This window comes from Caulobacter sp. GW822-FHT07D08, from assembly GCF_058798735.1.
Map to the genome: position 1 here is coordinate 1 of NZ_JBXAKU010000016.1, position 26,357 is coordinate 26,357.

Consider the following 26,357-nt stretch of genomic DNA (forward strand, 5'->3'; position numbering starts at 1 on the left):
AAACTGATCGAAACCGACGGACACCTTCATCCCCTATAGGCGCCATCCTCGCCGCGGCGCTCACCGGATGGGTACGCCGGACTTATCGCGCTGGCAATCTCTCCGAAAGCCAGTCTGCTCACGGCCGCGCCCTTGAAATGGCTGGGAAAGGTGTCGTTCAGCCTGTATCTGACGCACCTTTTGGTGTTGCTCAGCGTTTTCCATCTCTTGAATGAGCAGCTGCCCTTTTGGGTTCTGTTGCTGGTCGTAATCTCGTTCTCGCTGATCTTCGCGGAGATTTTCTATCTCTTGGTCGAGAAGCCATCAATGCGGCTGGGGCGGAAAATCGTGTTCCGCGAGACCGCTCAGCTCGAGTCTGTTCGCCCGACTTGAAGCACGGTGCGAGACTTGGGCCGACGGCTTGGTCTCGCGTCAGGCCTAGGTGGACTGCAGGTCCTGCAGGATGGTCGCGTAGTTCTGACCGTAAGTGTCCCAGCCTCCCAGCGTTGTTACGCGATGAAGTGCAGCTGCGCTCATGCGAGCGCGCAGGTCACGATCATCCGCCAGTTGCTGTAATCGTTCCGCGAACGCTTCGGCCGTGCGATTATGGACGACGAAGCCCTCAACCCCGTCCGTCAGGATGTCCTCGACGCCTGTATTGGCCGTCGCCACGATCGGCACGCCGCACGCGAGCGCTTCGCCGATCACCATCGCCAAACCTTCTTCGATCGACGCCAGGGCGAAGACGTGGGCCGAGGAATAATGGGCCGCCAATTCGGTGTTCGGCACCAGGCCGAGGAACTCGACATCATCGAAGCGACGTTCGCTCAGCCAGGCTTTCAGCTCTGGCATCACGCCGCCGATGATCTTCAGACGCTTGCGGGGGTGGCGTACGCGCGCGAAAGCCTCGAGCAGCAGCGGTATGCCTTTGCGGGCGCCGACCTGGCCGACGAACACCACCTCGAAAGTTTCTGGGTCGGGCGAGCCGACGGGCTTGAAGCGCGCGCGGTTTGCGCCGTAGGGACAGATCCGCAGTTTCTCAGCGGGAATACCTTCCTCAATGAAGGTGTTGGCCACGAAGCGTGACGGCACCACGATGCGGTCAGCGGCGGCATATTCGGCCCGTTCGCGCTCAAGCGTGGCCGGCGGGGTAGGGGGCGTGGCCCCGAAGCGCGCGAGTTCTTCACCCACGACGCGATGCGACCAGTCGGCGTGGGTTGAGCCGCGGTCGCAAATCCATTTTCCGCCGCGTTGCTGCGTTTGGCGGCCAGCCGCCAGGCCTGACTGCGACAGAGCGACGAACACGTCGCACTCCGGAATGTGGCGCGTGAGGTGTCGGTCGTTGTCGGAGTATCGCAGCCGCATGAAGGCGTCCGAACGGCTCAACTGCAGGCCGCGGCGGAGCAGGGCAAGCTCGGCCGTGTAGATCGGCCAGTTGCACGTGATCTTGTCCTGAGGCACCCCAGGTTCCGCGGAGATCTTGAAGCGGGGGTAGGTGGTGAAGATCCGCTCAAGCCATCCGCGTTGTTCCATCTGGCGAGCTAGATGAAACATGTGAAAACGACCCCAGGTCGACAGCACGACACGCATCAGTGTTCTTTTCCTTAGGCTCGGCGCGCGAAGCGAGAGGTGATTTTCGAGGCTTGGTCGCGGACTACCTGAGCCTCGGCAGCGACCCAGGCTCCCGGCCATTCGATCAGTTTCAGCGGTGTGATGCGAATGTCGCTCGGCGCATGCCTGGCCAGGTTCAAATAGCTGACCACGATCATCGTGCTCTCCGGGATGAGTAGGGCCATGGCCATGCCAACCGTCCCCATCAGGGGCATGAGGAGAGCTCCAAGACCAATTGCGACACCGAAGCCCAAGAGGGCGCCGAGGGCGATGGGCCACAGGCGGTTGGTGACGATCATGGCGTTGGCGAGCACGTCGCTGAAGCTGGCCATCACCGCGCCCATCAGCAGGCAGATCAGAACGCCATAGTCGGGGTGTACGCGGCCAGCGGTCCACTTCTCGATCACCAATGGCGAGACCGCCAATGCGCCCAGCGCCAGGACGATGGCCACCCAGAAAGCGCTCTGGCACGCCCTCGCCACCATGGCGTAGTACTTCTCGGTCTCCTTGGAACCGAAAGCGCGGCCGAGCTCGACACCGGTCGAGAGCATGACGACCGCAGCGAAGCTGCGCACAGTGCGCGCGTAGGTCATGGAGACCGTAAAGACGACGACCGCCGTAGGACCTAGGAGCGAGAACAGCACCATGCGCGGCACTTGCACGCCGATCGCATTCACCGCCACGTAAAGTACGAAGATGCTCGCGGCGGGCTTCAGGACCAGCCCGACCATGGATCGATCGAACAAGCCGGGCCGGAACCGGAACCAGGGCGAGACCCGCCTGATAGCAATAACGTCGGCCACGACGGTGAGTGCGCCGAAGCCCACCATGATCCAGGCAACAGTGAGGTAGTCCGCCTTGAATAACAGGGCCAGCGTCGTGACGGTGATCTCCGCCAGCTTTGATACCGCGCCGATCATGTTGGGTGCTCCGACACCGACCATAGCGCCGAGCGTGGAGTTCAGTGGTCCCGTCATGAATCCGATCATGACGTTAAGCGTCACCAGCATGAGAACCAGGCTAGCCTGGGAGCGCGTGAAGTGAGCGAGATGAGCCGTGCTCTTGACATCAATGATCATCAGCGTCGCGGCCACCAGCGTTGCGACGACAAGGAGGAGGCCGGAAAGGATGACCAATGCTGTCGTGCAAATCTTCTGGGCGCCTTCTCGATCGCCTGCGCCCAGGCGCATCACGACTTCATTCCCGGCGGCGGAGCCAAGCCCAAAATTCGATACGGAGGCGAGCGCGGCGACAGCGGTCAGCGTCAGCCATTCCCCGTAAGAGGAGACACCCCATGCGACTAGGAAGATCGGGATGAGGGCGACTTGCTCGACGATGCGTACGCCCCGCGACATCAGGGTGGCGCCGGCGGCCTCCCAGACGCGGCGACGCGTGCTCTTGGCCTCGGGAGGGGCGATTTCTACGGTCATGGGGCGAAAGTCTCGCCAAGTGAGTAGGCGGCTGTCATTTAGCGAATGTGCGGAAAGCACTGACGTAGCGTTCAAGGATCGGCGTCGGAGCAAAGCGCTCAACATTGGCTGCGCCAGCGCGCTTTAGCGCGTCCGCGACCGTCGAGGAGCGTATGATTTCGGCCAACGCCTCAGCCGCCGCGTCATGGTCGTGAGCGCCGACGATTTTACCACCGCTGCCAACGACTTCCGGCAATGAGCCACGATCAGAACTGACGATGGGAAGGCCGAGCGATTGGGCTTCTATGATGGGCAAGCCAAAGCCCTCGTATAAAGAGGGGAAATACAAGGCGGCGGCCGACTTGTAGAGCAGGCGTAGTTCCGCGCCGTTGGCCTGACCGAAGAAGTGCAGACGATCGTCCACCGCCGTGGCGGGGAAGTCCCGCCGGCCGACGATCGCGGCGTGAACGTCCAGGCCGTGGTCGCGCGACAGGCGCTGGACGACTTCGGGGAACGCCTTGGCGTTCTTCACGAATTTTCCCCCGCCGACGCCCAGGACGATGGGGCGACCACTGTCGAGCAGCGATTGCAGTTCGGGACGGATCACAGCCCCCTGGAAGACCGAGTTGTCCATCGCAAGAAGATTCGGATTGTGGATCGTGATCGTGCGATCAGCCGATAGGGCCAATCGTTCGACGAGCTCCCTTCGCGTGTTGTCCGACACGCAGATCACCAGGTCCGCTCGGCGCATGGCTTCGAGGTTTCGACTGAACAGCCATTCGCCTAACGCGCTCGGCTTAGGCCCCTCGATCTCACCGACCGCAAGGAGCTTTGGCAGGATGTCGTGGCAGACTATGATTGTGTGCCTGGCTTTGCTGCGAAAGGCCACGTGACCATCGGAATGGTCCGTGATGATCATCGCGTCGACATCGCGACCATTGAACGGACGGCCGTTCAGGACATAACGGTCAAGGTTGTAGAATAGCTTGCCGAGCTTTCCTCGTCCGGTCTGGGTTATCGCCAGCCTTGGTTCGTCGAAGCACTCCTCGACGGGCCTGGGAGCGAATGCCAAGCGCGCAGCATCGGCCACGAACTCACCCATGGCCTTCATGCTGAACTGCTTGCCGCTGTCGAACCCGCGGTACAGGCCTACGATACCGTCAGTCATGGCACGAACCATCGGAGTTGGCGGTGGAGAGGGACGCTTGCGTCAGCCTGTCCCACAGTTGTTCGGCGACGACGGCGGAGGAATAGCGGCTACGCGCGTAGTCGGCGCATTTCGCCCACGTATTTTCGGCGCCCACGAGGCCTTTGAGCTTTGCCAGCGCTTCGGCCATGTCGGAGCCGCTGCGATCGAAAGTTACACCGATGCCATCCGCATCGATCTGGTCCCACGCGAGGCCGCGTGTCACCATGACAGGACGACCGGCCAGGAGGGCCTCGACGATCACGTTGCCGAAGTTCTCCCGAACGCCGCCCTCCATGCCCGAGGGAAGAACCAGGGCGTCTACGTCGCGCAGTGCGGCTAGGAGTGTATCCCGCCCTAGCACGCCAAGATGAGTGACGTTCACCGATTGGGTGCAGGCCTGAGTGACCAGCGCACCATATTCCGCTTCCGGAGCGCCTCCAAGGCGCAGCTCGTCCTGCGCGTCCCCTACCTCAAGAAACCGCTTCATAAAGGCCAGGACACCCTTCTCGGGCGCTATCCGACCGAGAAACAGTAACCGGACGCCTGCGTGAGGCGGCGGGGGCGTGACCTCTTCCGCGCCCGGTAGGGAAAAACCATTCGGGATGACGATGGATTTTATGTTTGGGACGATAGCTTCGGCTTGTGACCGTTCGAGTTCGGTCGTGACGTGCACGCCTTGGGCGTGGCGGAGCGCGGGGAAGGTCAGGCATCGATAGAAGAGCGCCTTGAACGGTTTCTTGGCCTCGATGCTTTCCCAGTGCTCGCCCATCAGGCCGCCCCGTAGGGCGACGACGTAGGGGCGACCGAGCAGGCGGGCGTAAAGCGCGGCGACCGTCGTCGGCCAGGTCCCGATTCCCGAGACATAGGCCATGTCACTGCGCCGAAGGAGGGTAAGGGCCTTGGTCAAGGCGCCCAAGCCAAAGCCCCAGCGCACTAAGAACCTAGCCTTGTAAAGGCTCACCGGAGCATGCAGCGTTTCTTCGAAATCGCGGGTGGTCAGCGGAGGACCGCGGGTCCCATCCGACGTCAGGACGGATACGTCGCGGCCGCCCGCCCGCCAAGCCAAGATGAGTTCAGCGGTGCTTTCGGCGACGCCGCCATAGCCCAGGGCGGGACGGAGATGCGTGGCGACGACCGCGAGCTTGGGGTTCTGGCGGGTCATCGACGTGAACCCCGCATAAGCCAGATCGTCAATTCATACCAAGCGTACATCGCCGCGTATCGGAAGCCCGCGCGCCCGTCCAGGAATCCGAGCCGAAGGACATAGTGGTAGAGGAAGCGAATAATGGGGCGGAGGGCCCCTCTGGGCGCCAGGGCCGAAAGGCGTGCTCTCAGCGTCGAGGCGGCCTTGGCAGGAGCGTTTACCTCGTATTCGGCGAGCCGCACATGTTTATGGATCCAGGGGATCAGCGATCCCGACTGGAAATAGTGATCGTAGCCTTCGGGTGCCTGAGCGACCCGGCAGTCGACAACCTTTTCGCCGTGCCCCTGATGGTTCACCTCGAACTTCGTGGTCGTCCGAACTAGGCGCGGGTGAAGGATCGGATATCCCGGCGCATGGTTCAGTTTCGTACCGTCCAGAACCATCCAGCTGGGGACGTCATAGACGTCGACCGGGGGGTTTTCAGAAATCGTCTTAAGCAGCCAGGAAAAGAAGGTTTCGGAATAAATCTCATCCGCGTCGACAAAGAGGACCCAGGTAGTCCCAATCCCGCACTCGCGAAGGGAGAAGTTTCGCTGGTCCGCAAATCCCGTCCAAGGCCGTTCGAAGACCTTCGCGCCGGCGCATTCCGCGAGCGCCACGGTGTTATCGATGCTGCCGGAATCCACAACGACCTTCGGCATCCAGCTCGGGATGGCGGCCAGGCAGGCCGGCAGGTTTTTCTCTTCATTCTTGGTCAGGATGACGGCGGTAACGTCGCCGGGCTTGATATCCAGCATCATTGAACGCCTTCTAGGCGTTTCAACGCCAAGCTGACGAAATCCTTTTCGGAAAGTCCAAGTTCTCGCACGCGGATCGCCGCATTCTTACCGATCTCGTTGAGTAAATTTGGTGAACGCCACGCAGCGACTATCTTTTGCGCGCAATCATCCACGTCGTTGAATATCAAAGCGGACACGCCATCCTCGAATACTTCAGGGTGCCGACCGTGATTGTCGACGATCGGTGGGCGGCCGCATGCGGCGATTTCAATGGCCTTGTGCGAAATCTCGTCGCGATTGGAGCGCGTGACGAAAGCGAGGGAGGCTTTCGACGACAGTATCGCCTCGCTGTATCTAGGGCCCCACACCGCTGGTTGGGCGTCGAGGCGCTTCCCGTGGCGCGAATGGCGCCAGCTGTGCCACTGGGGACCCATGACGCTGAGTGTGATCCCTGCACGATCGAGATGTTCCTTTAACCGCCAGAGAAACTCCGGCCGATCATCGTAGGGCGAACCGATGAAGCTCACATCGTAGTTGAAAATCGAGCGGCCAAGATCCGGGGCGTGGATCGCGGGATCGAAGCTGAAGTCGCGAACGATCACGTCCCTCGCGCCCGCCGCACGAAAATCCGAGGCCGAGACCTGCCTTGGAACGATATGAAGATCGTAGAGCGGGAGGCTCTTTAGGAACAGCCGCCAGACGCCATCCTTCCGGGGGCCGAACGGGTCGTCCGGCATGTAGGATAGCGTCCGTATTCCACGGGTGTTCATCAGCGCGACCGTTTCGGGGCGGACGAAGATGGGCTTATCCAGAAAGACCGCGTCGGGCTTGTCGTCGAGCCGCTGGATGATCTCTCGGTTGATGGCGTCGACCACCGGACCGGTCTGTAGTCGGACGGCTTGCTGCTTCTGGAATAAGCCAGCGTTCAGGTGCTTCGAAACATCAACTCTTGCGACGTCAACACCAAGTGAAGCGAAGAGGTCAGCACGTCGCCTCGATGACTGGCCTTCAGCCATCGATCCAAGATACATGATTTTCTTAATCATGATCAGGATCCGCTGCTAGATGACGCGTATTCCTTGGTGACCTGATTTTCCTTGAACCACTCGTAGGCGTTCGAAACGCCCGTGCGCAGTTCAATCGAGGGGCTCCAGCCCATCGTGCGTAATTTGTCCGCGCTCATCAGCTTGCGCGGTGTGCCGTCGGGCTTCGACGTATCCGTAACGATCTCGCCCTTGAAGCCCACGACCTCGCAAACAAGTTGAGCCAACTCGAGAATCGTAACGTCTTCGCCAGAACCCACATTGACGTGCTCGAAGTCCGAATAGGTCCTCATCAGGAACACGCAAGCGTCGGCGCAGTCGTCGGCGTTCAGGAACTCGCGGCGCGGCGTGCCTGTACCCCAGATCGTGATGCTTTCGGCGCACGCCAGCTTGGCTTCATGAGCCTTGCGGATCAGCGCGGGCATGACGTGGCTGCTGTTCAGATCGTAGTTGTCACCCTGGCCGTACAGATTGGTCGGCATGGCGCTGATGAAGTCGCAACCGTGCTGTTTGCGATAGGCCTGGGCCAGCTTGATGCCGGCGATCTTGGCGATCGCGTACCACTCGTTGGTCGGCTCTAGCGGCCCGGTGAGCAGGGCGTCTTCCATGATCGGCTGGGACGCGAACTTCGGATAGATGCAAGATGAGCCGAGGAACAACACCTTGCCGACGCCACTCCGCCAGGCCGCGTCGACGATGTTCGTCTCGATGACCAGGTTGTTGTAGAGGAAGTCGGCCGGATAGCTGTCGTTGGCTAGGATGCCGCCGACCTTGGCCGCGGCCATAAAGATGGCGTCCGGCTTTTCCTTGGCGATCCAGCTCTCAACGGCGCTCTGGCGCTCGAGGTCCAGAACATCGCGGCCGGCGGTCAGGATTTCACAGCCTTCAGAGGCAAGGCGGCGCACGATGGCGGAGCCGACCATCCCACGATGGCCGGCCACCCAGACGCGCTTGCCCTCGAGAGGGAAGATCACGTCATTCGGCATTGCGACGCTGCTCCTTGGCGACATTGATCATGTCGGCCGCGACCATCTCGGCGCACAGCTGCTCCCACTTGGTCTCGTGGACCCAGCCAAGCTTTTCCTTGGCCTTGGTCGGGTCGCCGATCAGCAGCTCGACCTCGGTCGGACGGAAGTAGCGCGGATCGACCTCGACCAGCACCTTGCCGGTCTCGGCGCACGTGCCCTTCTCATCGATGCCGGTACCCGACCAACTGATCGTGATGCCGACTTCCGAGAAGGCCTTGGCGACGAAGTCGCGTACCAGGGTGGTCTCGCCGGTGGCCAGGACGTAGTCGTCGGCCTGTTCCTGCTGCAGCATCAGCCACATGCCGCGGACGTATTCGCGGGCGTGACCCCAGTCGCGCTTGGCGTCCAGGTTGCCCAGGTAAAGCTTGTCCTGGAAGCCCTGCTTGATGGCCGCGACAGCGCGGGTGATCTTGCGGGTGACGAAGGTCTCGCCGCGCAGCGGACTCTCGTGGTTGAACAGGATGCCGTTGCTGGCATGGATCCCGTAGGCCTCGCGGTAGTTGACCACGATCCAGTAGCTGTAGAGCTTCGCGGCGGCATAGGGGCTGCGCGGATAGAAGGGCGTCTTCTCGCTCTGTGGCACTTCCTGGACCAGGCCATACAGCTCCGAGGTCGAGGCCTGATAGAACTTGGTCTTCTTCTCCAGGCCTAGGATGCGGATGGCTTCCAGCAGGCGCAGCGTGCCGGTGCCATCGGCGTTGCTGGTGTATTCGGGGGTCTCGAAGCTGACCTGAACGTGGCTCTGGGCCGCCAGGTTGTAAATCTCGTCCGGCTGGGTCTGCTGCACGATCCGGATCAGGTTCGTGCTGTCGGTCATATCGCCGTAGTGCAGGATGAAGCGCGGATCGGCTTCGTGCGGATCCTGATAGATGTGCTCAAGCCGCCCCGTATTGAACGACGACGAACGCCGCTTCACGCCATGGACCGTATAGCCCTTGGACAGCAGCAGTTCCGACAAATACGCGCCATCTTGCCCAGTCACGCCCGTGATGAGCGCAACCTTACCGTTGCTTTCAACCGTCATTAGATCCCCACCTTCCAGGCGCAGCTATTCCGCTTGCGTAGCCGCGTCATAGCGGAAGCTTTCACTTTGCGCGACCACGTTATTGCGACGCCACGTCGAAAGTTCTTGGGTGCGCACGATGCATGCACCAAGCAAACCGCGCGCCAGCTCGTCCACGTTAAGTGCCGGCGTCGCTGAGCTGTCCGCAGATCGATGTTGCACGGCGTGAACGGTGTTCAACATTTTTGCGACCCATGTATAAAAACAAGAATTCTGTCGTATTGTCGACAATTTAAAGTGTAATAATTTGGTAATCACAATAAACAATTTGTTATATTGTTTTTTTGAATGCGATTTCATGTCGCATTACAAGGAGGGTGGTGTGGTTGTATTGGGTATGGTGAATATTTTTGTTATTGTCCCCATGTGATTTTGTTGCATGTGCGGCGTTATGGTTGAGAGTAGATATGCGTATCCAGCTTCTTGCCTCAGGCGCATTGGCTAGCGCGGCAGTATTCGCAACTTTAGGAGGGGGGCAGCTTGCCTCTTCCTCGGCCGCGCTTGCTGCGATTGGCGGGGTGAATCTTTCGGCTGCGCCTGGGGAGGCTGTGATCGCTCCGGCCGAGGCGGCTCGTCTGGCCAAGCAGGGGAGCTTCGGTCCTAATCAGCAATTGATCGATCGAATTGTCGCGTTGAAAAGCGTCTCTGCTTGGCTTGATGAGCAAATGTCGCTGAGTGTAAGTTCGTATGGAGATTTGGCCAGTAAGCCTGTGCAGAGGCAGCTTTGCGCAGGTAAAGCTGGATCCGAATATAGTGTTTGCAGCCGGGATAACTATTCTGTCGTTCCTGTGGCTATGCGATTTTACCGAAATGCTGTATCTAATGATGATCAGTTAAGGCAAAGGGTCGCTTTTGCCCTATCGCAAATTTTGGTGGTGTCCGATCTGGAGGTGCACACTACTGCGGGCCTTGCGACATACCAGCAAATCTTGCTGAGAAACTCCTTTGGAAATTATCGCGATATACTCAGTGAGGTTACGCTAAATCCTTTTATGGGTGACTATCTCGATATGGCGAGCAGTAGCAAAGTTGCTCCTAACGAGAACTACCCGAGAGAGCTCATGCAGCTTTTTGCTTTGGGGACTGTGTTACTAAACCAAGATGGGACGCCCCAGCTTGATAGCAGTGGTTCGGAAGTGGCTGCTTACGGCAATAGCGACGTCAAGGAAGTGGCAAGGGCGCTTACCGGTTGGAGCTTTGCTCGATTGAGCGGCGATGTCCCTGATTACGACTATTCCAAACCTATGGTGGCGGATGTAGGCCGGTTTGACGCCGGTGCTAAGACTTTCCTTGGGCGGACAGTTTCGACGGCGGCTTCTCCGGCGGAGAATGTTAGTGCTGTCGTGGACGCCGTTTTCAATCACCCGAATACTGCACCGTTTGTTTCTAAGCGTCTGATTCAGCAGCTCACAGTTGCTAATCCTTCGTCAGCTTATGTCGGGCGTGTTGCGGCAGTATTTTCAGACAATGGCTCAGGTGTGCGTGGGGATTTGCGGGCTGTCATTCAGGCGATATATTTGGACTCTGAGGCTCGCGTGGTTTCTCAGGTTCCGGGAAAGGTCAAAGAACCAATACTATTGATGACTTCACTTGTGAGAGCAATTGGAGTTACGACAGATGGCTACGCACTTTATGGCCGTGATGGTCAGATTGGGCAAAGGGTGTTTAGTGCGCCTTCTGTGTTCAATTATTATCCTTATAGTTATCCGCTGGAGCGGAGCGGGGGGCTGATTAGCCCCGTTAGCAAGATTATGAATACGTCGACGTCTATATATCGGCACAACTTCACGTACGACTTCACGATTGGTGGCGAAAATAGTCGCCCTGAACTACTGGCGCAGCCGGGATTAACTGGGGCAGGTGGTACTCAGTTGGATTGGGCGAGCTGGGAGGCCTACGGCACGGAAGACGGTAAGATCGTCGACCGGATCAATCTTGTCATGCTTAACGGGACCATGACCACTGCCCAGCGCCAGTCACTGTTGGCGGCCATGGCCGCCGTGAAGAGCAGCGACCCTGCTACCCAGACCCGCAAGCGCGCCCAGGTCGCGCTGTACATCGCCGCCTCCTCGCCGCTCTTCCAAGTGGATCGCTAAGCGTAATGACCGTCTCTCGTCGTGAACTCCTGCGCCTGACCGCCGGCGGCTCGGCCGTCGCCGCCCTGGGTCAGCTCGGCCTCTCCAGCGCCCTGGCGGCCGACACGTCCGGCTATCGCGCCATGGTTGGCGTCTTTCTGTTCGGCGGCAACGACGCCTGGAACATGGTCGTGCCTAACGATGGCCGCTACGCTGACTACGCCAAGCAACGTGGCTCGGGCATTGCTTTGGCTCAAAGCAGCCTCGTCCCGCTGACTGGCACGGCCTTTGGCCTGCACGGCGCCATGGCCGCACTGAAGCCCGCCTGGAACGACGGCGCGCTAAGCGCGGTGCTCAACACCGGCACGCTGTTCGCGCCCTTGACCAAGACGCTCTACACCAGCCGTCCGGACCTGCGCCCGGTGAACCTGATGTCCCATGAGGACCAGCAGAACCAGTGGCAAGGCATGCGCACGCGGGCCACCAACAAAGACGGCTTCATGGGCCGGATCAACGACCGCGCTCAGGCCGCCAGCCTCCCGCCGCTGATCTCGATCGCCGGCTCCAACCTCTGCCTGATCGGCGACCGCACCGCGCCGCTGATCCTGCCGTCGAGCGGTTCGATCGTGCGGAACGGCTACAACGCCGCTTCGACCGATGCCGCTGTGAAGGCTCGTCAGGCGGCGCTGGAAGTGTTCGCCGACGGCTCATCCTACGGCGCGATCACCGACCTGACCGGCAAGGGCATGAGCTCGGCCTACGCGCAGGCGGTGGCCGCCAACACCATCATCAGCTCCACGACCTCGGCGGTGGACAAGTTTTTCGTCCACCCGACCACCGGCGCGGCGCTGACCTCGGACATCTCCCGCCAGCTCCTGCGCGCGGCCCGGATGATCGAGGCGCGCGGCACGCTGGGCCACGCCAAGCAGACCTTCTTCGTCAGCCAGGGCGGTTACGACACCCACACCAACGAGCTGGCCAGCCACAACAACCTGTACGGCGACCTCGCCAACGCCCTGGCCGGTTTCTACAACGCCATGAAAGCGCTGGGCCTGCAGGACAACGTCACCGCCTTCACGATGTCCGACTTCGGCCGGGTGTTCAAAGGCAACGCCAGTGGCGGCACCGACCATGCCTGGGGGTCCAACCACCTGGTCATCGGCGGCGCGCTGGCCAACGGCAAGGTTCACGGCCGTTACCCGGACATGACCTTCGGCGGTCCGGAGGACACCTCCAATGACGGCCGCTGGATCCCGTCCATCGCCACGGAAGAATATGTTGGTGCCATCGCCCAATGGTTCGGCGTCAGCGCCACCGACCTGCCCTACATCTTCCCAAACTGGGCCAACTGGAATGGCGGCGGACGCGGGCCCGTGCCGCTGTTTGCCTAAGTGGGGCGACGGGAATGATGGCTATGCCGCTGGTTCAGTTCGCTCAAAGCATACAGGAGGGGAAGGCAGGAGTTTCAGCTTCCAAACAAACTTACCCGGCGCTCCGAGATCTCAGCGAGTGATCAGGCGCTCGGTGGCCTGGGCATCATCAGCGGCACAATCCATCCGCCTCAGTGGGGGCGTGGGCGGAAGGCCTATCTCCTGGCGAACGCGGTCTATGCCCGCGCGCAGGTGGCGCGCCACGGCGGCCGGCGTCATCCTGTCGGTCTTCCTGGTCAAGGTGGCTGCACCGCTGATCCCGTTCGCGCCGCCGCGCAAGCCAAAGCCCGCTGGTGGTTGATGATGCGGCGGCGTCATCAGCACCATCCGACTGGCCCGCTGCGAACGATATCATTGGATTCCCCGGAAGTAACTTCCGGCCGGCGCGGCCGGACTCGCGTATCGCCGCAGGATGAAGCGCGACGACATCGACAGGGACAGAACACAACCGCGCGGCGATCTTGCGGTGCCCGGAGCGTGGCGGAGCTCGACGCGAATGAGTGGAAACCTAGGAAATTCGACGGAATGAAAAACGCCGTGAAGATCTACTGTTTCAGCCCGCAAATGCCGTTCAAGTCCTTAGTTCATAAGGGTTTGGTGGTTGGAGGCCCGGCCCGGAATCGAACCGGGGTGCACGGATTTGCAGTCCGCTGCGTCACCACTCCGCCACCGGGCCATCCGGGTCGACGACGCAAATCACGTCGGCGGGGGAGGGCGTTCGATACAGGAGCCTCCATGCGCTCGCAACTGTCAAATGCGGTTCAGCGCGGGCATAGGCCTCGCGTCGCCATCGGCGTGGCATCAGAGCCTGTTCCAAGGTGGCGAAAGCGGGGAGAGGGCCGGCAGCACTCACTGAACGCCGCCGGCCAGGTGCTCGTCGGTGGGGTGACGAGAGGGGCGCGAAGGTATGTCGCGATGTGCCCTGAAGCAAATGGTGATCACTTAAACGCATCAGGCTGCTTCCCACACCTCGTCAAGGATCCGCGCGGCAATGGCGGCCTTGTCGTTCGGCAAGAAGCGCGCGTAGTAGCGCGCGACGGTTTCGGCTGTGTCCTGGATCGCGTAGCCAGCCTGCTCATACGAACCGGTGCGCTTCAGAACATGGGTCGCCAGTACGTCGCGGACGTTATGGGGGCCGTGAGGCAAAAGCCCTCTTATGGCGCCGCGGCCGGTGTAAGGATTGTACACCCCATAGCGCTCGATGGTGTGGCGCCACGCTTCATAAAACGAGGTCTGGCAATAGCTGGCGTGCCTTAGGTGTGGGTACCGGGCGGTCTTTACAAAGAAGGTGCCTGGGTCCTGTGCGTTGAACAGGAGCACGGCCCGGTGTGTCCGAAGGTACGCCTCGATCCGGCCATAGAGATTTCCAACGTCGGGTAGTAACAGTTTGTACGGTTGGTCCGAAAAATAGGAGGAGGCGGCGTTTTTGAATGCGGCAGCCGGGATCGTGATCATCCATCCCTGTCGCACTATGTCCCAATGCAATTCGCCTCGCTGCAAGGCCTCTAGCGTGCGGAGCGGTGTTGGCGCCTCGTCCAGCTGGCGAACGCCCAGCTCGCGAAGGTTCCGCTGCCTCAGTCCCGTGTGAAGCCCAAGCCGTATCATCAACAGGCTTCGAACCGCTTCGGCCGCTGCGAGGGGGTATTGTCGCGAGTCTGGCGTGCGCCGATCGATTTCCTCGGCGATCATGTTGTAGACCCCAACCGGACTTTCGGCTTCCAATACGGGCAAAATCGGCTCGAACGTGTCGCGATGCACTCGCGCTACCCGCTTGATGTCCTTGCGCCAGGCGCTGGCGTAACTGTAGCCAACGTCACATGCGCCCTGCCAGTCGCGCTGCGCGCTGGTGATCTCTTCATCGGTCAGGATGCCCGGTATGGGTAGCAGGTGTTGAGAGAGCTGCGGCGATTGCCGCAGCCAGCCTGTTTCTCGGCGTAGAAGCGAGGCTGCCAGACAGAGCATGTCCGACTCCCAGCGCGTGTGAAAGCCGCGGCGTTGTAGGCGCCATTCGATGTACCAATTCCAAATCTTCGGAAAGGCGAGCAGGGCGACGGTCAAATGGGCCTGCGGAACGCCAAGGCCTGCGATCGGGCCGCTCGCCGAAGCTGACAAGGCGCCAAACAGAAGGCCCAGGTGCGCCGCCTTCTGCTGACGGGTCTGGGCCCCCCACACGCCAACGCGCCGAAACCCGAGCGGCGTGATCTTGGCGGCCTTGAAGCGGAGCAGGCTGGCTAACTCCTGATCGAGAATGGGCGGCGCGGGGACGCGGTGAAAGTGAGCGGCTTTGGCCAAGCTTCGTTTTCGTTCGCCGGGCTGCCGATAGGGTGCGGAGGTGTCTAGCGCCTCTTCTGAGAACCCGATCGCAAAAGGACGTTTCTGGGAGGCGCTCTGGTAGCGGCGGTACGCCGTGGAGCCGGTCAGGATCACCGAGCGCGCCCAGCCTATAATCTCGGCCTGCTGCTCGAGCGGCCGGTCGTTGAAGTCTTCTGGCAAATGCCAAGCAAGGCGCCTGCGCTCATTCGCCGTCAGCCCGGTCGGTTTATGGCCAGCGTAGGCCCTGGCTTGATGAGGGATGAGGCCCTTGAGTTCGCCGGCATGAAGGCCGTAGCGGCGCTCGATGAACTTGAGCGCTCGAATGCTCTCCACGTGGCGCGGGTGGTCGTCGCCTCGGCGCCAAGCATAAAGGCTCGTATACGGCACCTTGTAACCCGCAGCGCGCAGCGCGCCGTAGAGCTGGTAGCACGTTTCGCCACCTGCTCGGATCGCCGATTTAAGGGCGCTTGAGAAGGGTTTCTCGCGCCCGTTTCCAGTCGTAGGCGCCAAGGCCCTGCGCCAACATCGTCCCTCGGCGGTTGTTTGGTTCGCGTGCTCGGCTCCACCGCACCCCTGACGTCCAGCTTCGTTCACACCACCCATTGCCACGCTTGTGTCACTCCCAAGTGCTACTCATCGTCATCATTTACAATGCTACTTATCGTCTGTCGACTCATAGTCATCAGGCGTCTGATTTGGCGCGATGAAAGCGCCTCCTTCCGACCTGCGCCGCGTGGTGGCTGACAACGTGCGGCGTCTTCGGCGGGAAGCACAGCAAAGCCAGGAAGAGTTGGCTGAGCGCGCTGAGTTGCACCGCACTTACGTCGGGTCGATTGAACGCGCCGAGCGCAACCTCTCGCTAGACAATATCGAGCGGCTGGCCCTGGCGCTGCGTGTCGAACCGGCCGACCTCCTGAAGCGCCCAGATCGTGACTGAGCCGCCGCCGCGGTGTAGCGGCCATAGCGGATGCCGAGCGTAAGATCTGGCTCGGAGAGGTGGGGCAGATGGGGCCGCCGCGAGATTTTGGCGATTACAGAGATTGGTGCGGGCGGCCGGAATCGAACCGGCATAGCCTTTCGGCTGACGGATTTTCATACCACTTCGGCTTTCGCCGCCGCGGCGAGGCCGCGTTCGTGGTCTGGACTATCCCTTCGCCATGCCTCGACCGAGGTTTAGGCGCCGCCCGTCTAGTCTCTACACCTTCCCCAAAGGGGCTTGGCTCGGGATCGCCATTTCACAGGGTTCCCCGAATTTGAGCGGTTCTACGTCCTGGGTTTCCCCAAGCGCACTCAATCCTTGGCTTAAGTCCGTTGCGTCTACCAGTTCCGCCACGCCCGCTTAAAACCAACGCGAGCTATAGTCGGCCGGCCGCGGGGCGTCGAGCCTTTCGCGTGGCGCCGGCGGCGGGCTTCGTGGAGCCGTTGGCCTGTCGACGGACTTTGCGGACGTTGACCGCGCCAGCGTCGATGACATCCTTGATGTGGGCCGCGTAAAACGTCTCGATCATCTCGACGCTCGTGCGGCAGTTCTTGGCGATCTGGTAGATGTCCGCGCCTTCGATCAGGCGCAAGCTGATGTAGGTGTGGCGAAGGCTATAGGCCGTGCGACGCCGTCCCTCGCGGTCGAACTTCAGGTCGAGGGCGTTCAGAACGGCGTTGAGCCGATCGCGTTGCGAGGTTGGAAAGAGGCGGTCTGACGGTGCGCCGCTGTGACGAGCCTGAAGGCGCTGAAACGGAACGACGGCATTGGGCATGCTTTTGCACCACCCGACGCCGCGTTTGCCACGAACCTTGATCTCAAGGATTTGGCCGCCGCCTTGATCGCTTGCGATCGTTACATCCCGGTATTCGAGCCCCGCCGCCTCGTCGGGGCGAAGGCCGGTGTTGACCATGAAGAGCACATAGTCGTGGAGATCCTTGTCGCCAGGAGAGGCGTCTTTGCGCCGGGCCCGTTCGCGCGTCTCGGTATAGAGGCGCTTGTAGTCGTCCGGCGACAGCCATGCGCGATGGGAGACCTTGGTCGAGCGCCGGAAGGGCGTGGAGAGATCTGGAAGGCTGTCCAGCCAGCGATGGCGGTTGGCGGCCTTTAAGATCTGGCGCAGGCAGACGATTTCCTGGTGCAGGGTGCTTGGCGAAGGGGGCTTGCCGTCGCGTAGTTCGCGCATGCGATGGATGCGATAGTCCTGGACCATGCCGGCGGTGATATCGCCAAGGACGGTTGCGCCGAAGAACGGCCCTAGATGGTTGGCGATCCTGGCGCGGTGGCCTTGAACATAGATCGGACTGCGCTCTCCGCGCGTGATGACTTCGAACTCGTCGATGAAGCGGTCCGCGGCCTCGGCAAAGGTCTTGCCCGCCTTGATGTCGCTGGCGCGGTACTTGCCAAGAAGGCCCAGGTACCAATCCAAGGCGACGTCTTTGGCGCGCGCCAGACTGTCTTCGCCTGTGGTCTTGCGTCGCTGGCGGCCGGCGATTGAACATGAGCATTGCCAATGGGGGCTGCCGGCGCGCCGGTAAACCTGCACCCGACCATCCATCAAGGCGTGACGCACGGACTCGGCCAAAATGCCAACCCGAAAGCTATAGCTACTCTATCTAGGATAGCGGAGATGCTGCTGTCACGCGAGTGGGGGCGAAGGCATCGAGAAAGGTGACGTGGAGCGGGAGCTTGTGCATCCAGGTTGGAAGGGGCGCCCTGAGGCTTGGCCGCCCTTTTGGGTCGGAGAACGCGAGGGCTTGAGCGCGGCCTTGGTTAGAGGCTTAACGCTAGTTGTTGAGCCCGGCCCAGGACCTGTCGCCTGCCATCTAGGAGCGCCCCGATCACAGAGCAGCCTAGGCGACAGCCAGGGGACGGATTGCCTTCAGTTCCGCCCCGCTCTCAATCGCCGCTTTAGACAAGTCGTGCTGAGCCTGAAGGTTCATCCAGAACTGCGCGTTGGCCCCAAACACACGCTCCAGTCGTAGGGCGGTATCGGAGGTGATCGGCTGCAATTCGCGAGTGATCCGCTCGATGCGCGTGCGATCCTTCAGGCCCATCGCCTTGGCCAGCGCGCCAGCACTCATGTTGAGCGGTGCTAGAAAGTCTTCGCGCAGGATCTCGCCCGGGTGGGGGAGGGGCGAGACAAAATCGTAATCCATAAAGGTGGCCACTACCGTTCCTCCGTGAACAGGCCGAATTTACATCGTTGCGGCGCGCCTAATGGTAGTCGCCAAACCAAACTTCTTCTGGCCCTTCAGGTCCCCAGACAAAAACCAGTCGGAACTGATCATTGACACTGAGGGACCAGTGACCAGCCATGTCGCCGCCAAGCTGGTGCAGGCGATTGCCTGGTGGAAATCTCAACTGCTCGACGTCGGTCGCGGCATTGAGTTGGGCCAACAGGCGCCGTGTCTTTCTCACCATGTCCGCAGGAAAGCCCTTGGGAGCCTTGCCTTCAAAAACCTGCTTCGCCAGTTCGCTCTTCCAGTTCTGGATCATGGCGTATCCTCGAACAACTTAGATGTAGCGCGCGGCGCTACGAATGGCAAGGTCGATGTAGCGTTCTGCGCTACGTTCTATAGCCAGGCGATGGCTGCGCGCCGTGCGGCGCGCGGACGCCAGCGGGCTAGGCCGTTCGGCCCATCCCTTCGCGCTTGGCCGCGTCGGCCGGTTCCGGCCTTGGGCGACCAAGGATCACGGCGCGGGTGTCGCGCCGGCAGGGGAGGGGCGGGCCTTGCGGACATTGATCGCCGAGGCGTCGATGACGTTCTTGATATGGGCGGCGTAATAGGTCTCGACCATCTCGACGCTGGTCCGGCAGTTCTTGGCGACCTGGTAGATGTCGGCGCCGGCCATTAGGCGGGTGCTGATGTAGGTGTGGCGCAGACTGTAGGCGGTGCGTCGACGCCCCTCCCGATCGGTCTTCATGCGCAGCTCGTCGAGGATGGCGTTGAACAGCTCACGCTGGAAAGTGGGGAACAGCCGATCGAGCGGCTGCCCGCCATTACGCGCCTTGAGGCTGAGGAAGGGCTCCACGGCTTCGGGCATGCTCTTGCACCAGCCGACGCCGCGCTTGCCGCGCACGGCGATTTCCAGGAGCCGCTCGCCGGTGGCCTCGTCGGCGATCACCGCGACATCCCGGTATTCCAGGCGCAGCGCTTCATCCGGGCGAAGGCCGGTGTTGATCATGATCAGCGCATAGTCGCGCAGGTTCTCGCCGGCCTCGCGCCAGCGCTCTTTCCTCGGCCGCGCGACGCGATCATGCAGCGCCGCCTCGAACAGCGCCCATTCCTCCGGCGAGAACCAGGCTCGGTGCGAGATCTTGCCGGACCGGCCGTACGGCGCCGAAAGGTCGGGGAGATGGTCGATCCAGCGAAGCCGGATCGCCGTCTTCAGGACCTGGCGGAGACAGACGATTTCCTGATGCAGGGTGCTGCGGGCGGGCGGGGCGCCGCGATGGCGGTCGCCCATGCGCATGACGCGATACTCGGCGATCACCCCCGCATCGATCTCACGGACGCTCATCGCGCCGAAGAAGGGGATCAGATAGTTGGTCAGTCGCGCGCGATGGCCGGTGACATAGATCGGATTGCGCTGGCCGCGGGTCAGGGCCTCGAACTCGACCATGAAGCGGCTGGCCGCTTCGCGGAAGGTTTGACGGGACGCGCTGGCGGCCGATCGCGGACCACGTCGGCCCGCGAGTGGCCCTGGACGGGGGATTGGCCGGGCCGCCGTGCGGCCGGCGCCCGCGCCCATGGCGCCGCCGATGGCGGCGTCATGGGCCAGCGCCAGATACCAGTCGTGGGCGAAGGCGGCGGCGCGGGTGAGGCCATCCTCACCGGTGTTGGCGCGGTGCTGGCGCCCGCCGACCGAGCAGGCGCACTGCCAGTTGGGGCTGCCGCCGCGCAGATAGAGCTGAACCTTGCCGTCCAGGATCGCGTGTCGGCCGTCGCGGGGCGACGAAAGTCCTATGGGGAGGGATTGTGCTAGAGCCCCGGCGGAGTGTGCTAGCTCTGTGCTAAGCTTTGCCTTGGATTTTCGATAAGAAGTTGTTGTTTCTCGGGTTTTTCTAGATTTTGCGGTGGAGTGCATAGGATTTTAAGTCCGGCGCGTCTACCATTCCGCCACGTCCCCGTCCCGCGTGGCCTAAGGGTTTTCGGGCGTAATCACAAGGCTTCGGTCCGTGTGAAGACCGGAACGATCGGCGAACATCAGGAGGTCTGCGGGACCGCCGTAACGCAAGATCGACCACAGTCCGTTCCCGTTTTCGTCGCGCGTGGCGTCCGCGCCCGCTCCACCCGGAGGGCGCAGCGCCTGGCCGCGCCGGTGGCCGGCTGAGATGAAGCCCGCAACGGACCCGCGCGTGGGGCGACGTCGAACGTCCGGCGGCAGGCCAAGGCCTGCCCGAAGGGCGCGCCCAAGAACAGCGGCGGCCGTGATTTCAGGTTTGATTTCCTCTCGCGTGAAGGCGTTTTCCCGCCCTCGTCAATCCCTTTATCATGGGCAAATATTTGCCTTTTCGTTGAGCAAAAGGCCTCGTTTGGGGTCGTTTCTGTGACCATCCCTGCGGCGCCTGTCAGAAAAATTCCCCTTTTTCAAACCCCACAAGTTTGATGGGATTAACTTCCATCGATCCCTTTGGGTTCGGAGTGTGGCGTGAGCCATGCCCTGCTTCGTCTGGAGCAGGGCAGGGGTGGCTCGCGCGTCGCGTTTATTGGAGGGGCTTCCATGATCAACAATCATCGCAAACTCGTGCTTGCGACCACGGCGCTATGCGCCGTGGGCTTCGCCGCCCACGCCTGGGCCCAGACCGCGCCGCCAGCCGGCGCTGAACCCACCGAGATCGAGGCCGTCGTCGTCGTCGGCTCGCAGATCAAGGGCGCGAAGGTCAACGCGGCCCTGCCGGTGACGGTGGTCGGCGAGGACCAGATCGGGGCGTCCGGCGCGGTGTCCGGGGACGAACTCTTCCGGTCGATTCCACAGATGGGCGACGTGAACTTCAACGCCCAGTACCTGCCGGGCAGCAGCAACAGCGCCCGGGGCGACGTCGGCTCGGTGAACCTGCGCAACCTGGGCATCGGCAATACGCTCGTTCTGCTGAACGGTCGCCGCGTGGTGACCCACCCGACCAGCCAGGCCAACGACAACCTGGTGCCGGTGCTGACCTACAACACCAGCGCCATCCCGGTGTCGGGCCTGAAGCGCCTGGAAGTGCTGCGCGACGGCGCGGCGGCCATCTACGGCGCCGACGCGGTCGCCGGCGTGGTCAACACCGTGCTGCGCGACGATGTCGACGGCCTGACCGCCTCAGCGCAATACGGCTTGGCCGAAGGCACGAACCTGAAGGAGTACAACTTCAACGCCTTCGGCGGGAAGAACTTCGCCGACGGTCGCGGCAATGTCAGCGCCTTCGTCTCGTACGACCAGCGCACGAGCATGCGTTCGACCGACCAGGACTACACCGCCTCGCTGGATCGCCGTCCGCTGTTCGCAGGCACCCGCTTCGAGGGCGTCGCCAGCCTGGACAGTCGCAGCACCACGACGCCATGGGCCTATGTCCAGACGCCGCAGAGCTTCGGCACGGTGCGCCAGGGCACCACGGCGCTGACCAGCAGCGCCGGCTATTTCCACATCCAGCCCTCGACGTTCGCGGGCTGCCAGCTGAACATCAGCGGCGGCATGTGCATTGACGACGGCGCCCTGGCGACCTCGGCCGCCGACCGCGACCTGCGGTTCAACTCGGCCGCCCTGGGCACGACGGTGATCCCGGAGCTGAAGCGCACCAACGTCTTCCTGACCGGCCACTACGACATTTCCGAAGACCTGACCGTCTTCGGCGAACTGGGTCTCTATCACGCCAAGACCAGCGCCCTGCAGGCGCCGATCGCCACCCTGTCCTCGGGCGTGATCAGCATCCCGGCCAGCAACTACTGGAATCCCTTCGGCCCGGTGACCTTCGCCAACGGGACGGCCAATCCCAACCGCCTGCCCAATCTGAACGTCCCGGCCAGCGGTCTGTCGCTGACCCTGCGCGGCTACAACTTCGCCGACCTGGGCCCGACGCATGTCGATGTGACCAACGACCAGTACCGCGTGCTGGCCGGTGTTCGCGGCGAGAAGTTCGGTTTCGACTGGGAATCGGCCTTGGTCTATTCGGAAGCCACCGCCGACGACATCAGCGATAACATCTCCAACACCAAGCTCTACGCCCAGCTGGCCCTGTCCACGCCCGACGCCTACAACGTCTTCAACGGCTCGGACATCAACAACCCCAGCGGCGCGGACACCACCCGCAACAGCGAGGCGGCGATCAACGCCATCCGCGTCAAGATCAAGCGCCGCACCAAGAGCAGCCTGGCCTCGTGGGACTTCAAGGTCTCCAAGCCCGACCTCTTCAGCCTGCCGGGCGGCGACGTCGGCGTGGCCTCCGGCGTCGAGGTGCGTCGCGAGACCCAGCTGGACGACCGCGACAAGCGCATCGATGGGACCATCACCTTCACCGATCCGATCAGCGGCGCGGTGCTCAGCGACCTGATCAACTCCAGCATGAACCCCGACACCAAGGGCCATCGCTCGGTCGCTTCGACCTATATCGAGTTCGCGGTTCCGCTGGTTTCGCCCGAGATGTCGATCCCGCTGGTCCATCGCCTGGATCTGCAGCTGGCCGGCCGCTACGAGCACTACAGCGACTTCGGCAATACGGCGAAACCCAAGATCGCCGGCGCCTGGGACCTGGTCGACGGCTTCCGCATCCGCGGCTCGTGGGCCAAGGGCTTCCGCGCCCCGAACCTGGAGCAGATCAACGCCACGGTGGTGTCTCGCTCGAACAACCGCACCGACTACGCCTTCTGCGAGGCCGACCTGCGGGCGAAGCGCATCACCTCGTTCGCGGGCTGCTCGCGGTCACTGCTGACCACGGCGCGCCGGGCGGGCAACCCCGACCTGAATCCCGAAGAGTCCGAGACCCTGTCGTATGGCGTGGTCCTGGAGCCGAAGTTCATTCCGGCGGAATATGGCCGCCTGACCTTCACCGTCGACTACTGGAAGGTGAGGCAGACAGGCCTGATCGGGGTGTTCGGCGAGGGCAACGCCCTGATCCTCGACTATCTGCTGCGCCAGTCGGGCTCGAGCAATCCCAACGTCATCCGCGCCGCCCCGACGGCCGACGACAGCGCCGCCTTCGCCGGCACCGGCCTCGCGGCGGCCGGCCAGGTCCTTTACGTCAACGACAAGTACACCAATCTGCAGCCGCAGGACGTCGAAGGGCTGGACCTGGGCCTGATGTATCACCTGTCGACCGACAAGCTCGGCGACTTCGACCTGAACGTGAACGCCGCCCACCTGCTCAAGTACTACCAGTCGCCTTCGCCGGGCATCGCCGAGCTGATGGCGGCGCGGTCGGCGGGCAAGATCAACGCCGGCACCACCATCACCGGCGGGGGCGACCTGTTGAAACAGAACGGCAAGACCGACTGGAAGGTCTCGGCCGCGCTGACCTGGCGCTACAAGCAGATGACCGTGGGCGGCTTTACCCAGTACATCGGCGAGTATAACGACACGGCTCTGCTGGACTCGACCGGCGCGCCGTGGGTCGTGGACTCGCAGATCACCGCCAACCTGTACGGCGAGTACGACTTCGCCCAGGCCAACACCAAGCTGCGGCTGGGCGTGCGGAACATCACCGACAAGGATCCGCCGCTCAGCTCGACGGGCTACGACGGGACGGTCTATCTGCCGTACGCGCGCTACTGGTACGTCTCGGTCAAGAAGACGTTCTAGGAACAAGGGACCGATTGTGAAGTACGAGTTCAGCGCTGACCGGGCGCGCTGGCGGGTTTCGAGCGCGCTTGTCGCGCTCGCGCTCGCCGCCGCGCCGGCGACTTTCGCTCAAGCCGCTGGCGCGCCCGCGCCGGCGGCCGCCTCGCCCTCGGGGCTGCTGCCGGTGAAGACCGACGCGGCCAAGGGCGCCGTCGTCATCACCCTGCCAGCGCCCGCCGCCGACGGCGTGTCGGGACGGTTCCTCTATCAGCCCAGCCTCAGCGGCGGCCTCGGGTCGACGCCGGTGGGCCTGGACCGGGCCGCGACGGGCGAGACCCAGGTGCTGATCTTCCGGCGGGTCGGCAAGAAGGTGCTGATCGCTTTCGAGAACTACGGCTTCCGCGCCGTCGGCGGAACGCCCGAGGAAGCCCGGACCGTCCAGGACAGCTTCCCGGCCTCGGTCGTCTGGTCGGGCGAGGTGATCGCCGAGACGCCGGCTGGCGGCGTCACCGTCGACATCGCCTCGTTTCTGCTGCGCGACGCCTTCGACATCGCCGGCGGCCTCAAGCGCGGCAAGCAGGGCGCCTACAAGCTGGCCCCGGCGCTCAGCTATGTCGACCTGCCGGTCACCGGCGTCTTTCCCGACAATCTCGAATTCGAGACGCGGCAGACCTTCACCGCCGATGATCCGGGATCCGAGGTCAACGGCATCGCCCCGGACGGACGAGCGGTGACCTTCGGCGTCCATCACAGCTTCATCCGCTTGCCGGCGCCGGGCTTCGTTCCGCGTCCGCAGGATCCGCGCACGGGCACCTCGGCCCAGGTGCTGTTCGCCGACTACGCCACGCGGTTGGACCAGCCGATCGTCCAGCGTCTGGCGCGTCGGTTCCGGCTGGAGAAAACCGATCCGACAGCGGTCCGCTCGCGGGTCAAGAAGCCGATCGTCTACTACGTGGACCGCGGCGCGCCCGAGCCGATCCGCACCGCCCTGATCGAAGGCGGCCAATGGTGGGCCAAGGCCTTCGAGGAGGCCGGCTATATCGACGCCTTCCGGGTGGAGTCGCTGCCCGAGGGCGTCGACCCGATGGACGCGCGCTACAATGTCGTCAACTGGATCCACCGGCAGACCCGCGGCTGGTCGACCGGGACCACGGTGGTCGATCCGCGCACCGGCGAGATCGTCCGCGGCGTCGTCCAGCTGGGCTCGCTGCGCGTGCGCCAGGATCGCCTGATCTTCGAAGGCCTGGTTGGCGCGGACAAGACGGGGAAGGGGGGTCCCGACGATCCGCTCAACGTCTCTCTGGCCCGCATCCGCCAGCTGTCGGTGCACGAGATCGGCCATACTCTGGGCCTGGCCCACAACTTCGCGGGCAGCACCTACGATCGCGCCTCGGTGATGGACTATCCCGCGCCGCTGGTGAGGATCGAAGGCGACCGCCTGGACCTGTCCGACGCCTATGCCAAGGGCGTGGGGGCCTGGGACCGGTTCGCGATCAATTGGCTTTACTCGCAAGGCGCGCCCGGCTCGGACGAGGCCGCGCGTCTGGATCGCCTGGCGCGCGACGCCCAGGCCAACGGCCTGCGCTTCGTCACCGACGGGGATTCGCGCAGCGCCGCGGCCGGCCAGCCCTATGGCGCGCTGTGGGACAATGGTCCCGATGCGGTCGCCGAGCTGGAGCACGTGCTGGCCGTGCGCAAGATCGCGCTGAGCAAGTTCGGCCTGGTCAACCTGCCCAGTGGCGCGCCGGCGGCGGACCTGAAGCGTGTCCTGGCCCCGATCTACCTGTTCCACCGCTACCAGGTTGAAGCCGCCGTGAAGCTGATCGGCGGCGTGGACTATTCGTACGCGGTGCGCGGCGACGGCCATGAGGTCGCGTCGATCCCGTCGGCGGCCACCCAGCGCAAGGCGCTTGACGCCCTGCTGCTGACCACCGACCCGGCCACGCTGGACCTGCCCGACCCCCTGTTGAACCTGCTGTCGTCCGGCCAGTCGGGCGTGCGCGACAAGGCCTATGAGATCGAGATCTTCCCGACCTCGGGGCCCGCGGTCTTCGACCTGCCGACAGCCGCCGAGATGGCCGCCGACCAGACCGTGTCGCTGTTGCTGAATCCGCAGCGGCTGAACCGGGTGGTCGAGCAGAACCGCCGCGATCCGGCCCAATTGGGCGTGGCCGAGCTTGCCGAGCGCCTGCTGGCGGGGGTGGCCCCAAGCAAGGCCGAGGGGCGATTGGGCGACCTGCGTCGTCGCATACGCGCCCGCGTCGTCGGCGACCTGGTCGAAGCGCAGGGCGACAAGGCGCTGTCGCCAACAGCGGCGGTCCAGATCGACGCGGCGCTGCGCACCTTCGGCAAGACCCTGGCCGCCTACAAGGGCGGCGGGGCCGAGGGCGACCAGGCCGCGGCGCTGTCGCGCGCCCTGCTCAGCGACGACATCGCCGTCAGGCAGGCCCTCGCCGCGCCCCGCTCCGGCGCGGTCGAGAGCCTGCCGCCCGGCATGCCGATCGGTGGGGAAGACTGCTGGTTCTGCGCCCCGAGCGCAGGTTTGTAATGCGTATCC

General features: G+C 63.0%; 20 protein-coding genes, 1 tRNA gene and 1 pseudogene. 7 read left to right on the forward strand and 15 right to left on the reverse strand.

Annotated features, from left to right (window positions below; translation table 11 throughout):
• Positions 1–81: 81 nt before the first annotated feature.
• Positions 82–372 (forward strand): annotated as a pseudogene (locus AC1RJ9_RS22365) (hypothetical protein); the annotation flags it as partial.
• Positions 373–417: 45 nt separating this feature from the next.
• Here AC1RJ9_RS22365 and AC1RJ9_RS22370 read toward each other — a convergent pair.
• From AC1RJ9_RS22370 to AC1RJ9_RS22410, 9 genes are read right to left on the reverse strand one after another with little or no spacing between them, the layout of a single operon-like run.
• The gene (locus AC1RJ9_RS22370; protein ID WP_492840320.1) at positions 418–1,569 is read right to left on the reverse strand and encodes a glycosyltransferase family 4 protein; all 1,152 of its coding nucleotides are present in this window, start codon (positions 1,567–1,569) and stop codon (positions 418–420) included.
• A gap of 14 nt (positions 1,570–1,583) precedes the next feature.
• The gene (locus tag AC1RJ9_RS22375) at positions 1,584–3,020 is read right to left on the reverse strand and encodes a lipopolysaccharide biosynthesis protein (RefSeq protein ID WP_492840318.1); all 1,437 of its coding nucleotides are present in this window, start codon (positions 3,018–3,020) and stop codon (positions 1,584–1,586) included.
• Between the two features lie 34 nt (positions 3,021–3,054).
• Entirely contained in the window at positions 3,055–4,167 is a 1,113-nt protein-coding gene (locus AC1RJ9_RS22380) for a glycosyltransferase (protein WP_492840316.1), read from the reverse strand.
• Entirely contained in the window at positions 4,160–5,350 is a 1,191-nt protein-coding gene (locus AC1RJ9_RS22385) for a glycosyltransferase (protein WP_492840314.1), read from the reverse strand. Before AC1RJ9_RS22385 ends, AC1RJ9_RS22380 begins: the two co-directional genes overlap by 8 nt.
• The gene (locus tag AC1RJ9_RS22390) at positions 5,347–6,132 is read right to left on the reverse strand and encodes a glycosyltransferase family 2 protein (RefSeq protein ID WP_492840312.1); all 786 of its coding nucleotides are present in this window, start codon (positions 6,130–6,132) and stop codon (positions 5,347–5,349) included. Before AC1RJ9_RS22390 ends, AC1RJ9_RS22385 begins: the two co-directional genes overlap by 4 nt.
• Positions 6,129–7,157 carry a glycosyltransferase family protein gene (locus AC1RJ9_RS22395; protein ID WP_492840310.1) on the reverse strand — a complete coding sequence of 343 codons (1,029 nt, stop codon included), beginning with the start codon at positions 7,155–7,157 and terminating at the stop codon, positions 6,129–6,131. Before AC1RJ9_RS22395 ends, AC1RJ9_RS22390 begins: the two co-directional genes overlap by 4 nt.
• A gap of 2 nt (positions 7,158–7,159) precedes the next feature.
• A complete protein-coding gene (gene fcl / locus AC1RJ9_RS22400; protein WP_492840308.1) occupies positions 7,160–8,164 on the reverse strand; it encodes a GDP-L-fucose synthase in 1,005 nt (334 codons plus the stop codon).
• A complete protein-coding gene (gene gmd, locus AC1RJ9_RS22405; protein ID WP_492840306.1) occupies positions 8,130–9,206 on the reverse strand; it encodes a GDP-mannose 4,6-dehydratase in 1,077 nt (358 codons plus the stop codon). The genes fcl and gmd overlap by 35 nt, the downstream gene beginning before the upstream one ends.
• A 24-nt stretch (positions 9,207–9,230) precedes the next feature.
• Positions 9,231–9,545, reverse strand: coding sequence for a hypothetical protein (locus AC1RJ9_RS22410; RefSeq protein ID WP_492840305.1), 315 nt, complete (start codon positions 9,543–9,545; stop codon positions 9,231–9,233).
• A 107-nt stretch (positions 9,546–9,652) separates the two neighbouring features.
• Here AC1RJ9_RS22410 and AC1RJ9_RS22415 point away from each other — a divergent pair, with 107 nt between their 5' ends.
• The 3 genes from AC1RJ9_RS22415 to AC1RJ9_RS22425 all read left to right on the forward strand — a co-directional run bounded on the left by AC1RJ9_RS22415 (position 9,653) and on the right by AC1RJ9_RS22425 (position 13,051).
• Positions 9,653–11,341, forward strand: coding sequence for a DUF1800 domain-containing protein (locus tag AC1RJ9_RS22415; RefSeq protein ID WP_492840303.1), 1,689 nt, complete (start codon positions 9,653–9,655; stop codon positions 11,339–11,341).
• Positions 11,342–11,346: 5 nt separating this feature from the next.
• Positions 11,347–12,711 (forward strand): DUF1501 domain-containing protein, encoded by a 1,365-nt coding sequence (locus AC1RJ9_RS22420; protein WP_492840301.1) that lies wholly within the window; start codon positions 11,347–11,349, stop codon positions 12,709–12,711.
• A gap of 217 nt (positions 12,712–12,928) precedes the next feature.
• The gene (locus tag AC1RJ9_RS22425; RefSeq protein ID WP_492840299.1) at positions 12,929–13,051 is read left to right on the forward strand and encodes a hypothetical protein; all 123 of its coding nucleotides are present in this window, start codon (positions 12,929–12,931) and stop codon (positions 13,049–13,051) included.
• 301 nt (positions 13,052–13,352) lie between these two features.
• On the opposite strand, the gene AC1RJ9_RS22430 is transcribed toward AC1RJ9_RS22425, so the two are convergent.
• A tRNA-Cys gene (locus tag AC1RJ9_RS22430) sits at positions 13,353–13,426 on the reverse strand.
• A 275-nt stretch (positions 13,427–13,701) separates the two neighbouring features.
• The gene (locus AC1RJ9_RS22435; protein WP_492840297.1) at positions 13,702–15,573 is read right to left on the reverse strand and encodes a hypothetical protein; all 1,872 of its coding nucleotides are present in this window, start codon (positions 15,571–15,573) and stop codon (positions 13,702–13,704) included.
• Between the two features lie 193 nt (positions 15,574–15,766).
• Between AC1RJ9_RS22435 and AC1RJ9_RS22440 the strand changes: the two genes are divergently transcribed.
• Positions 15,767–16,000, forward strand: a complete 234-nt coding sequence (locus tag AC1RJ9_RS22440; RefSeq protein ID WP_492840295.1) for a helix-turn-helix domain-containing protein — start codon at positions 15,767–15,769, stop codon at positions 15,998–16,000.
• A 418-nt stretch (positions 16,001–16,418) separates the two neighbouring features.
• Here the strand turns inward: AC1RJ9_RS22440 and AC1RJ9_RS22445 are convergent, their stop codons facing one another.
• The 4 genes from AC1RJ9_RS22445 to AC1RJ9_RS22460 all read right to left on the reverse strand — a co-directional run bounded on the left by AC1RJ9_RS22445 (position 16,419) and on the right by AC1RJ9_RS22460 (position 20,134).
• Positions 16,419–17,627, reverse strand: coding sequence for a tyrosine-type recombinase/integrase (locus AC1RJ9_RS22445; protein WP_492840293.1), 1,209 nt, complete (start codon positions 17,625–17,627; stop codon positions 16,419–16,421).
• A 268-nt stretch (positions 17,628–17,895) separates the two neighbouring features.
• Positions 17,896–18,213 (reverse strand): HigA family addiction module antitoxin, encoded by a 318-nt coding sequence (locus AC1RJ9_RS22450; protein ID WP_492840291.1) that lies wholly within the window; start codon positions 18,211–18,213, stop codon positions 17,896–17,898.
• Positions 18,214–18,259: 46 nt separating this feature from the next.
• Positions 18,260–18,541, reverse strand: coding sequence for a type II toxin-antitoxin system RelE/ParE family toxin (locus tag AC1RJ9_RS22455; RefSeq protein WP_492840289.1), 282 nt, complete (start codon positions 18,539–18,541; stop codon positions 18,260–18,262).
• Between the two features lie 195 nt (positions 18,542–18,736).
• A complete protein-coding gene (locus AC1RJ9_RS22460; protein ID WP_492840287.1) occupies positions 18,737–20,134 on the reverse strand; it encodes a tyrosine-type recombinase/integrase in 1,398 nt (465 codons plus the stop codon).
• 636 nt (positions 20,135–20,770) lie between these two features.
• Between AC1RJ9_RS22460 and AC1RJ9_RS22465 the strand changes: the two genes are divergently transcribed.
• Together AC1RJ9_RS22465 and AC1RJ9_RS22470 are read left to right on the forward strand one after the other, a co-directional pair.
• Positions 20,771–23,821, forward strand: coding sequence for a TonB-dependent receptor domain-containing protein (locus AC1RJ9_RS22465; RefSeq protein ID WP_492840285.1), 3,051 nt, complete (start codon positions 20,771–20,773; stop codon positions 23,819–23,821).
• A 16-nt stretch (positions 23,822–23,837) separates the two neighbouring features.
• The gene (locus AC1RJ9_RS22470) at positions 23,838–26,348 is read left to right on the forward strand and encodes a zinc-dependent metalloprotease (RefSeq protein ID WP_492840283.1); all 2,511 of its coding nucleotides are present in this window, start codon (positions 23,838–23,840) and stop codon (positions 26,346–26,348) included.
• Positions 26,349–26,357: the final 9 nt, after the last annotated feature.